General features: G+C 63.3%; 15 protein-coding genes and 1 tRNA gene. 9 read left to right on the top strand and 7 right to left on the bottom strand.

Going from position 1 to position 10424, the window contains the following annotated elements:
* The 6 genes from MHZ35_RS17095 to MHZ35_RS17070 form a co-directional block, all read left to right on the top strand.
* Positions 1-869: hypothetical protein (locus MHZ35_RS17095; protein WP_239436745.1), on the top strand; the 869-nt coding region annotated here is incomplete at its 5' end.
* Positions 870-1047: 178 nt separating this feature from the next.
* Positions 1048-1308 carry a hypothetical protein gene (locus MHZ35_RS17090; RefSeq protein WP_239436744.1) on the top strand — a complete coding sequence of 87 codons (261 nt, stop codon included), beginning with the start codon at positions 1048-1050 and terminating at the stop codon, positions 1306-1308.
* Positions 1308-1757 carry a hypothetical protein gene (locus tag MHZ35_RS17085; protein WP_239436743.1) on the top strand — a complete coding sequence of 150 codons (450 nt, stop codon included), beginning with the start codon at positions 1308-1310 and terminating at the stop codon, positions 1755-1757. The genes MHZ35_RS17090 and MHZ35_RS17085 overlap by 1 nt, the downstream gene beginning before the upstream one ends.
* Before the next feature lie 125 nt (positions 1758-1882).
* On the top strand, positions 1883-2338 hold the full coding sequence (locus tag MHZ35_RS17080) for a lysozyme (RefSeq protein WP_239436742.1): 456 nt from the start codon (positions 1883-1885) through the stop codon (positions 2336-2338).
* Positions 2335-2649 (top strand): hypothetical protein, encoded by a 315-nt coding sequence (locus tag MHZ35_RS17075; protein ID WP_239436741.1) that lies wholly within the window; start codon positions 2335-2337, stop codon positions 2647-2649. Before MHZ35_RS17080 ends, MHZ35_RS17075 begins: the two co-directional genes overlap by 4 nt.
* A complete protein-coding gene (locus tag MHZ35_RS17070) occupies positions 2646-3119 on the top strand; it encodes a hypothetical protein (protein WP_239436740.1) in 474 nt (157 codons plus the stop codon). Before MHZ35_RS17075 ends, MHZ35_RS17070 begins: the two co-directional genes overlap by 4 nt.
* A 321-nt stretch (positions 3120-3440) precedes the next feature.
* On the opposite strand, the gene MHZ35_RS17065 is transcribed toward MHZ35_RS17070, so the two are convergent.
* From MHZ35_RS17065 to MHZ35_RS17040, 6 genes are all read right to left on the bottom strand, one after another.
* Positions 3441-3514 (bottom strand) — tRNA-Gly (locus MHZ35_RS17065).
* Positions 3515-4070: 556 nt separating this feature from the next.
* Positions 4071-4304: a hypothetical protein gene (locus MHZ35_RS17060; protein WP_239436739.1), complete on the bottom strand. Its 234-nt coding sequence runs from the start codon at positions 4302-4304 to the stop codon at positions 4071-4073.
* A gap of 173 nt (positions 4305-4477) precedes the next feature.
* Positions 4478-4693, bottom strand: coding sequence for a hypothetical protein (locus MHZ35_RS17055; protein ID WP_239436738.1), 216 nt, complete (start codon positions 4691-4693; stop codon positions 4478-4480).
* Between the two features lie 21 nt (positions 4694-4714).
* Complete coding sequence (locus MHZ35_RS17050; protein ID WP_239436737.1) at positions 4715-5035, bottom strand: hypothetical protein; 321 nt, start codon at positions 5033-5035, stop codon at positions 4715-4717.
* A complete protein-coding gene (locus tag MHZ35_RS17045; RefSeq protein ID WP_239436736.1) occupies positions 5032-6033 on the bottom strand; it encodes a helix-turn-helix domain-containing protein in 1002 nt (333 codons plus the stop codon). Before MHZ35_RS17045 ends, MHZ35_RS17050 begins: the two co-directional genes overlap by 4 nt.
* A 130-nt stretch (positions 6034-6163) precedes the next feature.
* Entirely contained in the window at positions 6164-7276 is a 1113-nt protein-coding gene (locus MHZ35_RS17040; RefSeq protein ID WP_239436735.1) for a helix-turn-helix domain-containing protein, read from the bottom strand.
* A 142-nt stretch (positions 7277-7418) separates the two neighbouring features.
* Between MHZ35_RS17040 and MHZ35_RS17035 the strand changes: the two genes are divergently transcribed.
* Complete coding sequence (locus tag MHZ35_RS17035; RefSeq protein ID WP_239436734.1) at positions 7419-8345, top strand: hypothetical protein; 927 nt, start codon at positions 7419-7421, stop codon at positions 8343-8345.
* Between the two features lie 242 nt (positions 8346-8587).
* Here the strand turns inward: MHZ35_RS17035 and MHZ35_RS17030 are convergent, their stop codons facing one another.
* A complete protein-coding gene (locus MHZ35_RS17030; protein ID WP_239436733.1) occupies positions 8588-8821 on the bottom strand; it encodes a hypothetical protein in 234 nt (77 codons plus the stop codon).
* 78 nt (positions 8822-8899) lie between these two features.
* Here MHZ35_RS17030 and MHZ35_RS17025 point away from each other — a divergent pair, with 78 nt between their 5' ends.
* Positions 8900-9286: an HIRAN domain-containing protein gene (locus tag MHZ35_RS17025; protein ID WP_239436732.1), complete on the top strand. Its 387-nt coding sequence runs from the start codon at positions 8900-8902 to the stop codon at positions 9284-9286.
* A gap of 109 nt (positions 9287-9395) precedes the next feature.
* Positions 9396-10343 (top strand): hypothetical protein, encoded by a 948-nt coding sequence (locus tag MHZ35_RS17020; protein ID WP_239436731.1) that lies wholly within the window; start codon positions 9396-9398, stop codon positions 10341-10343.
* Positions 10344-10424 lie beyond the last annotated feature (81 nt).

Below are 10424 nucleotides of genomic sequence, written 5' to 3'. Positions count from 1 at the left end.
TCGCCATCTTCAACCAGACCGGCATCGTGCCCCAAGGCGCTGACTTCACGGCGACGGTGACGATCAGCAACGGTACCATCACTACCGTCTCGAACGGCCAGACCGTCTCTGCGACGATCACGAACGCGAGCCAGCTTGCCACTCTGAATAAGGCGGGCGGCGTTGCCATCCGCAACGGATCGACGGGGAACGCATCCCGCATCGTCGACAACTACAAGGTCGAGAGGTCGGTCCCGAGCACGATCTACCTTCCTTTCACGCATTCGTCGTTCGTCGCGAACTTCGCAATCACGCCCGAAGTCGAGTCCGGCAGCATCGATCTGTTCTACCGCATGCAGTCGGCGGCTGGGGTGGAGAACTGCTACCGCATCAGGTTCGACACTGGAAGGAAAGAGACGGCCGGGTTCGCCTCTTCGTTTGCCAAGATCGTTGATGGCGTGGAGACGGTCCTCAACAGGTCGGGCACGGCGTTCGACATTCGCGCGGTCGCCGGTCAGCCAATGCGGATCAAGCTGGTTGTCGAGGGCCAGCGCCACCGCGTCTATGTCGAGGGTGAGAAGCAACTCGACCTCACCGACGATACCTTCCCCTACGGGATTGCGATCGGCATCGGCAAAAACGAGAGCGTCGATGCCGCGGTGCGGGGCCTGACGATCTACCGTGACGAGACGGTGACGATCTCAGGCACCGAATACGGCAAGGTCTACACGCTGCGTGGCGCCGGCGGCATGCCGCTGTCGTCGCAGGTGGCAACGGGGTCGCAGGTGGTGTTCACCGCCCCGCATTACCCCGCGGCTTCGATTACCGAAGGCGCGACCACTCTGCACGCGCCTGCCGGGGGCATCTGGGGTGGCGACGTACTGGGCTAGCTCCGGCTCCTGTTCGGCTACTGCAGCTTGGCCGTGCCAGCACCCACGAGCAAAACTGACGCGACCTTCGGCGCTTCCCCGGCAGGAGAACGAGCATGTCCGACCAGATCCCGACCCAGCCCCCGAAGCCGACCCCGACGCCGACCTCGACCCTGCCGACGCGGCCGAAGGGCTGACGGTGCTCGCCACGGCTTTCCCCCTCGCCCTCAGCGTCGCCGCGTGGTGCTTCTGCATCGCCTGCCTGCTGCCCGCCGTGTGGCGCCTGCTGCGGCGGCGCGGTCGTTATCTCGACCCGATGTGGGCGCTGGTCGCCATCCTCGCGCTCAACCGCCTGTCGTTCATGCTGGCCGACGCCGACGGCCTCAGCCGGGGCACCGCGGCGGCACTGGCTGTCGTCATGGGCGGCATGAGCCTGTCCTATCAAAAAGGGGATCGCTGATGGCAGGGCACAGCCTCGGAGGCCTGCCGTTCGGTTGGGGCGCCATCATGGGAATTATCAACGCGCTCGGGCTGGGCGCGATCATGGTCGCGTGGATCAAGAGCCGGGCGCCGAACCGCAAGATCGAGGTCGACGCAGACGAGAAGCTGCGCTCCGAAATGTGGCGCGACATCGAGGCGCTCAAGGTCTCCAAGGACGAGACCGGCCGCCGGCTGACGATGGCCGAAACGAAGATCGCGTCGCAGACCGTCGAGATCGGGCAGCTGCGGTTTATCAGCAAGCTGGTGGTGGACGAGATCGAGCGGCTCGACCCAGGCAATTCGATCGCGCGGCAGGCGCGAGTGCTGCTGGAAACCGTGCAGCCGGCAGCGATGCCGAGCGACAGTGAAACCGTACCGCTCGCCGAAAACATTTCCAGGTTGAGCCGGGTGAGAGGAGTGGGCGAATGAGCGACCCGCGAGCCCCAATCTTCGCGGCCATCAAAGGCGCCCGCGGCAATAAGCCGTATACGGTCGCCGACGTGGCCTCTGTCCACGCATTTCTCGACACCCTGCGCGTTCCAAAGGAGAGCGGCATGGTTCCGTCCGACGCCATCGTTCTGTTCGTCCGCAACACCGAAGGGCTCGCACGGAAGCGATCGGACGGCCGAGTCGAAGCGTATCTGCCAACGCCCGACGACGTGCCGACGATCGGTTATGGCTCGACCGGACCCGACATTGCGCTCGGCACGATCTGGACCGTGGCGCAGTGCGAGGCGCGGTTCGCGGCGCAGTTGCAGGAGTTCGCATCCGGCGTTCTGACGGCGCTCGACGGTGCCCCGGTCACACAGGGGCAGTTCGACGCGATGGTGTCGCTCGCCTACAACATCGGGATCGGCGCGCTCCGGAACAGCACGCTGCTCAAGCTGCACAAGGCCGGCGACTATGCCAGTGCTGCCGCACAGTTCGCGCGCTGGAACAAGCAGGCGGGCAAGGTGCTCAACGGGCTGACGATCCGGCGCGCGGCCGAAGCGGAGTTCTACCGGTCATGACCGCCTTCGACACCGACAAGCATTGGCGCTACGGCATCGCCGCGCTGCTGATCCTGTCCACCGTGGCGCTTGGCTTTGCCGTGATCTTTACGGTCGTGCCCGAGCCGAACCAGCGGCTTGTCGATGCGCTGTTCGGCGGCCTGCTGCCGATCACCGCCAACGCTGTCACCAAGGCGATCGACGCGGCCCGGTCGAGCGATGACGCCGCCACGATCAAGGCGCAGTCGGAGCGGCTTGCGAGCGCGCCTGCCAGCGAGGGTCCGTCCGGCACACCCGACGACCCGGTGACGGTGCGCGAGACGGACGCATGATCGCCTGGGCGCTCTCCCTGCTCGGCGCCGTGGACTGGTGGCTGTGGATCGCCCTCGCCGCCTGTGCTGCCATCGTGGCGGGGCTGTGGCTGTTCCCCGGCCTGCCAACCACGACCCGCGTGCTGGCGACTGTGGGTATCGCGGTGGCCGTAACTATCGGCCTCCTGCTGCACGCATGCCAGACGGAAACCGCGCGCGCTGACGAAGCCGAGGCATCCTTCGCCGCAGAACGCGCCGCCCGCGAGATGACCGAACGCCAGCTTCAGGCCGAGCGCAACGCCGCAATGGAGCGCGCCGCCGACGAACAGGCGATCGACGCGCTTGGAAAGGACATGACCGATGCTATCGACAAAGCCGCTGCGCGCGAGCCGGGCAAGGCTCCTGGCGCTGCTACCCGCGCTCTTGGCTGCCAGCGCCTGCGGGCGGCCGGCGCCACCGCCAGTGCTGAGTATAAGCATCAGTGCGGTTGATGTGCAGGCTGTGGTGGAGCCGAAGCCGAAGCCGCCGGTTACGATCGTGACGGACGATGCCGCGGCCGCGCGCTATTCCGCTGATGTGGAGCTCTGGGGCGAGCGCATCTCGCGCGCCGGCGGCCGCCTCTGCCGCTCGCTGGCGTCGCAGGGGGTGGTGCTGGGGTTTCGGTGTCCGGGGAGGTAGCTAGGCCAGTGACGCGCTAACCCGGCGCTCAACTTGCTCCAGCGCCGCCTAAGTCCGGCGGTGCGGCGTCCTGCCGCCGGGGTCTACCAGTCGCAGGGTGTCGAGGCAGCGTCGACACCCCAGATCCGGTGTCATGGAGCGGCCTGCCGGGATCGAACCGGCCTCATCAGCTTGGAAGGCTGAGGCCCAGCCACTAGACCAAGGCCGCTCATGCTGCGGGCCGGAGCGCAAACCCGGCTGACAGGGCGGATTCCCTTACGGGTTCCCTCGCTCGGCTTCCGTACAGTTCTACCCTTCTTGGTCGCCGCCGCAGCCCGCACACCATACCACCCGCGACTCGCGCACCCAAGCCCTTTTCGCTTTGTCAAGCAGGCGCGGCGTGGTAGGAAAAGGGGCTGCGGTGGCTGTAAAGCAAGCGACCGGACACGCAGGGAAGGCATCCGTTTCGATACGGGCGGCGCGCTGTGGCGCTAGACCGGGTGGTTAGGCCTCCTACCGCAGCACATGACGCGGCGGACGCGCGTAATTCCCTCGCGCCGTTCGCCGGCTAGTAGCTAGTTGGTGGGGTAACGGCTCACCAAGGCGATGATGGCACACCTGGGACAGGGACCAGGCCGCCGCGTCATTGACCCTCAGCAGTAATGAGGTTCATAGCATCCATGCTCCAAGCATTGCCATACATGCTAACCATCGGACCTACTCCGAAGCTTGCATGACAAGCTCCGATGATTCGATCATCTTCGGCACGTCCCGAAAATGATCGGTCACCCCTTCCCGCCCACCGCATACCCCTCCACCTCACCCGGCGGCAGCGGCGTGCTGCTCAGAATCTCGAACCGGTGGAGCGCCTTGTCGGTGATGATCGCGGCGATGATGTCGCAGCCCTGCCCGCGCACCTTGGGATCGTGGCTGTCGAGCATCTTGCGGATTTGTGGTCTCAGCTGTTGCACTTGGAAGCGGATGCTGTCGATCAGCTGCTGGCGGGATACTTGGCGCATGGTTCCTCCTGATTCGATGGAGGAACGGAGTAGGAACATTGGCGGCCTGTAGGAAAGCCGGAGCTTTGGCCTCGACCTAAGCTCCGACCGAAGCTCGGCCGGCACACCCGGCAGAGATCACGGAAGCCAGGCCCAAACCCCAGCGCCGATCGTCAGCACCGTGAGCCCGCCGATCAGCAGAGCTTCTGCGCGTGTCGCTGCGGAAGATCGCCCTCGGTGTGCCCGTGCCGAAGCTGGGTCAGCAGGACGTCGACCCGCCGCATCCGAGCTTCGCCGTCGCAGTTGTCGGCCCGCATGAGGGCGACGGTCTGCTCTGCCACCCAGGCCGGCGCCAGTTCGCCGTGCGCTTCCTCGATCGTCCGGGCCTCCGCCCATAGCTCCGCCTCCATGTCAGGGCCCAGACTCCGGGTTTAATTAGCAGCCAGCTTAGCGATGGTTGCCGCAAGATCGAGCACGCCAGGAGCGCCATCGACGATCTTTTGGTGAGCTTCCTCGTCGTCTGCGGAACTGCTCCGGACTGAAATTGGCACCCCAACCGGCAGGTCCAGAATGAATGTCGTGTCAGCACCGTAGTCCTCGAGAAGGCGCAGCCACTCCAACGGGCCAACATTCTCTGCGCACCGAAATGGCACCCTGGCAATGCGGATTGCAGTCTCTACCGCGCGCTGCTCGGGCGTCGAGGTGATAAGCTCCCAGTGCCGGAGGGGGGCAGGAGGGTTGAGTACAATCATTTCGCCCGCGACTCCTTCTCTGGGCTAAGTTCAAACCTGCTACCCTTCAGGGCTGCCTGTACGGCGCTTCGTTCGAAGCCTGGGTAATCGATGCTGAAGCCCTGTTCCTCGTCCTCATGGACCACGACAGTGGCGGCGATGCCCGCGGCCGCGAGTAGGCCTCTGATCTGCTCCGCGTCCATTTCCCGCAGCCGGCCTTCCCTTAGGCGCTTGTAATACTCAGAGGAGTTGAAGCCCCACATCTTCCGAAAGATACCGGAGACCGGGACGAAAATAGCCGAGCCGAAGTCCTCGGGAGAGCCAGCGTTAATGCTATCGAAGAACTTCGCTCCGTCGGAGCCGAACTCAATCCGACATGGCTCCCCTGGTTCCAGAGCAAGGAGCCAGCTGTATGTGTCCGAGTATCCGGGGGACAAAGCTTCAGAAACTAGATCAACATAGACGTGAGCTTCGGTCTTCCGTCCCGGGCCCATGTGCTCAGCGGCAGCGAGAACGGACTCTGGCGAGTCGTAATCAATTCGCCAAGCGATGTAGTGCTCCAATATTTCGCTCTCGCTTACAGCCGGTCTTTTTTCGTCTTCCCAGTCTCTAATTTCTCGCCGAGTCATTCCCGACGGCGGATCCTCAGACCTAGAGTGGGCGTCAATCATGATCGCCTCACCGCGCCGAAAGCGGTGAAGAGTGTCCGCAAGGAAGGCCGCGTTTGTGTAATTTGACAGGTGGAGCTCGTAGCTCGCTCCCAGCTTCGCCGCCGCTTGAAGAAGATCGGCAAGTGATCGCAGCCCTGCGATGTTTACGCCGAAGCGCCGGATCTGAGCGAAGATAGCGGCGATGTTGACTTGCACGAAGTCAAACCGTCGGTGGCTGCCGCGCCCCTCGCCGCCAGTGGTCGGCACGAGCAAGCCCTGCTTCAACCAGTACGCAAGCATGTCATCGGAGACACCGACGAGCTTCGCGACCTGTTGTCGGGTGAACAGCTGTTGAGTCGGTAAGGCCATGCCCCTCCATAGGTGCATCGCACCTATTAGTGCAATAGGTGTATCGCACCTTTAGTCGGCCTGCACATCGACGGCCGCGATTAGCGGTTGGCGAGGACGCTCCCGACCTGGAAGGAGCCGCCCGCAGCAGTCACCAGACGGTGGCTCCCATTTCTTCCAACCACTCTGCTGATCGATCATCCCGGAGCAGGTCGATCATCCTGAACCCGTCGCCGTCGCCTATTTCCTCGTCGAGCGACCGTGGGCCGAACCGGCTAGCGTATGTGGCGACGACCTTGTTCCGGTAGCGTCCTGCTTGGCGGGCGACCTGGTCAATCGTTAGTCGACCCTCTTCAATCGCCAGCCACAGATCCGACACAGCATCGTCTACCAGATCCGGTGCGACTCCGCGTCCAACTGCCGTCACGAGGTAAGCGTAGAGCGTGTTAGACATCGGTGAGATAGGCGGCCCGGGGTGCTTTAACTTCCCCTTAGCCGCAGAACCTCGTGGTGGAGCTTTGATCGCTGGCAGGGACAGTGCGCGGCGCCATTCCCATATCTGTTGCCGGTTGACGCCGAGGTCGAGTGCGATGTCGCCATCATTCCGGCCGTCGGCGTACAAGAGAAATGCCCGCGCTCGCCGCTCGGGCCGCATGGCCGAATAGCGACGCCCGCTCGGCCATTGTGGCCGTGGTAGATTTGCAGTTGTGCGACGGCGCAATTCCGGCCGCTTGCGCAGCATGATCGTGCGCCAGCAATCTAGGCGTTGAACCGGCACCTGCATCTCGCGCGCTATCATCAGGGCTCCAACGCCTCGCTCCAATAGCGCGACACATCGCCTTTTCATTTCAGCGTATGCCTCGGCGGCGCCAGGCTCATTAGGTTTGCCCGAACCATGCAGGATGTTGGCAGGCAGCCCTCGACGCTGTCGCCATTTCAATATCGTCCGCTGTTGGACCCCGACGGCTGCTGCTATTTGCACATCGTTCAGCCCCTGGGCATATGAGTCACGCCACGCCTGTTCACGCTCGGGTTCTATGCGAACAGCGGACGGCTTCCGAGGGTTTGCCGGCAGGCCATTGCGGTCCCTCCAGCCACGGATTGATGGCGGCTTACACCCTTGAATGCGTGCTATTTCTCCATCGCTCGCACCGGCGTCATAAAGCGCGCGCCGTTGCGCTGTGCGTTCAATTACCGTCTGCGTAATGAGAGAGCCACCTGGAGTGTCCTCGATCGAAGAAGTGGTGCCGGCCTCGTTGTCCATAATGTCTCCTTTGCGGAGGGACGGTGCAGTAGCCCGATCGTCGGGCCGCTCCATTCGTGCTTTGGGGTAGAAATAGCACTTCTGCTCTTCGTTTCGGGTAGCCGGTGCCCTAACAAGGCCGCGCCCCTTTCCGAGAACCGCCGTGACGCAAGCTGACTTTGTCCTAACCTACGATGGCCCAGCGCTGCGCGAGCACGAGATGAACGTGCGCGATTTGGCCCCCGCCATGCTCGCGGTGGGCGAGGCGTTCGAGGCACTGAATAGCCTCTATAATGGTAAGGCCGCCAAGATCGCTGTGAACGTCCGGGCGCATCAGCCCGGCTGCTTCAAAGTGGTGTTCGATGTCGTCCAGGTGATGAAGGACAGCACCGAGTACTTGGCCGGAACGCAAGTCACGTCAGCGATCAACCTTCTAACCGTCCTGTTCGGCGGCACGGGCGCCGGCGCAGTTGGAGGACTTCTATGGCTCACCCGCAAGCTGAAGGGGCGAAAGCCGGAGAAGATCGAGAGGCTGACGCCGGGTATGTTCCGCCTGTCGATTGACGACCAGACCTACGACGTTCCAGTCGAACTGCTCGACGCCTATAAGGAGGTGCGGGTCCGGCGGGCAGTTGAGGGGTTCGTGATGCGCCCACTGCAACGTCCCGGGATCGATGAGATGATCGTCGAGAGTCACGGTTTCCAAATCGCACGGGTTGTCGAAGAGGAGGCGCCGTTGTTTAAGGCACCCACTCCCGATGATGACGTAGTGGTTGATGACGAGCGAAGAGCCGCCTTTACGATTGGCTCACTGGACTTCGACGAAGACGGCATGTGGAAGCTGTTCGACGGTCAAAGCCCCATCAAGGCCAAGATCGAAGACAAGCGCTTCCTAAGCATGATCGACACCGACGAAATCCGCTTCGCCAAGCACGATGTGCTGGTTTGCATGGTGCACTTCGTCCAGCGGCGAACCATGAAGGGTCTGACGAACGAGTACACGGTGGTAGAGGTTCTGGAGCATATTCCGGCGCCGAGACAGCTCAGGTTCCCAGACGCGGACCTTCCGGAGCAGCCCCGCCCGCGGTGAGTGTTAGCGGGGCTCCAGCAGTCTCTCATCCACGCCGAAGTATCTCGCGATCCGCTGCCGGACGGGCGAGGGCAGCGCCTGTGGCGTCCCCTCATGCACAAACCCGCGAAGGTAGCCCGGGCTGCGGCCGAGCCACCTGGACAAGCCCGCCAGCGTCTCGCCCTTCTCCTCCGCCAGCAGCTGCAACACGTCGCGAGGGTCGGCTGGCGGTATGCGCCGGCCCCAGTTGTACCGGACGGCCATCAATAGGCCGCCCAGTCCATCTCGGCGTCGTCCACCGCCTCGAACATCTCGCCCGGCGCCTGCATCCTGTTGAGGTGCGCACGTACCGCATCAGCATCGCCGTTGCGCGGGAAGTTGCGGTCGCCGGCCGCAGCCGCGGCCAGCTCGCCCAGCGCGCCGGGCGCGCTCTTCTTCGTCAGCAGCCATGCACCGAATGCGCCTCGATCGGCGCGACCCTGTTCCATGTGCATCATCGAATCTCCTTGACCGACTCCGGCCGTTCACGCTCATATCCGTTCCGTCTTTGTTCTCCAAGGGTGCAGCGGATGGGTATGAACGACTTCAGCCTGGCGGCGGTGGGGTGCTGGTACGACAATGATGACGGCACCAGCCGGCAGGAGGAGTTGCGGCGCTGCGAGCCCGGCGAGATTGTCGACCTGGTGCGCGAACCGAACAACCCGCACGATCCGCACGCCGTGGCGATCGTCAGCATCCGGGGCATCGGCGTCGGCTACCTACGCAGCGAGCGAGCGCAATGGATCGGGAGCAAGATCGACCGCGGCTATGATGTTCGCGCGATCGTCGAGCGCGTGAAAGGCCTGCATCTCGACGGCGCGACGCTCGGGCTGGTGATCCGGCTGAGCATCGCCGCGCCAGGGGAGGAAGGGGAGCCACCAGAGCTCCCCGACCAGTGCGGGCCTATCCGGCTCGTGGCGTAGGGGAGGGCGAAACGCCCTCCCTGATTAAGGTGACCCGCACTCACCTTAAGGTAATCGACGGCTACCTTTCCGGCTGGCGGGCGCATAACCCGCGGCATATAGATCCGAGATGGCCGCCACTGTCCAACTCACCTCCAAGCGCCCGGCCCCTCCGAAGGCCGACTTCGCTTTCGAAATCGATTTCAAGAAGGGCGAGGGGTCGGCTTCTCGGGTCTTTGCGGCCACCCATGATTTTATCCGAGCATGCGAAGCGCTCGATGCAGAACTCGTCCAATCGATCGATGCGAACATCGAGACCATCATGGTGCTCGAGGACATCCAGATCGGATCGATCAAGACGTGGTTGCGCACCGCGCTCAGCGCTGTCGATGATGACGCCCTCAAAGACTTAGACTGGAAGAAGCAGGTAGGCGCCTACCTGGTGAAGGCGAAGTACGCCGTCATCCGCTGGACGGAGGATCAGGACGCCCCGAAGTCTCTGCCGGACCTCCGGCGCGAAATACAGACGATTGCCGCGGAGACGGACGTCCGACACCTCCCGGATTATACGCCCCCTTCGCCGACCGCATTGATCAACGCGATGCGGGATATTCAGGGCGTGAAGGAGCGGCTCATACCCGGTGACCGGGCGCTGCTGATTACACCGGGCGGGGAGGTCGAGATGAACCTTTCGATCCGCTGGCCCATCGAGGACATCGAAGCACTGGCGATCGCTCGCACTATCGAGCAGCCCTCCGCCGAAATGATCTTGGCTGTGAAGAAGCCGGATTATCTCGGCACCAGTAAATGGGACCTCCGCCACGGAAAGCGGACGATCCAAGCGAAAATCGAAGATGAAAACTGGCTGCGCCGCTTCCAGAATCGACAAGAAGACGTGCGGCCGGGCGATGCGCTGAGATGCGACGTGAAGATCGAGCATCTCTATGGGCACGACAATGAGCTGCTGATGGAGCGCTACACGATCCTCACCGTCAAGGAGGTGCTCGTCAATCGCTACGTCATAGAAGAGTTGCCGCTCTTATCTGGACAGTCTGCACCGTGCCTGTCGCTTCATTGAACGGTATGATCCGGGCACGACGCAGGGGGTCATCAGGCCGGATGAAGCGCTATCCATAAGCTGGCGTAGTCCGGCCTGATG

Origin of the sequence: Sphingomonas sp. ACRSK (assembly GCF_022346685.1) — a bacterium.
GTDB lineage: Bacteria > Pseudomonadota > Alphaproteobacteria > Sphingomonadales > Sphingomonadaceae > Sphingomonas > Sphingomonas molluscorum.
This window is presented reverse-complemented; position numbering and strand designations above follow the sequence as displayed.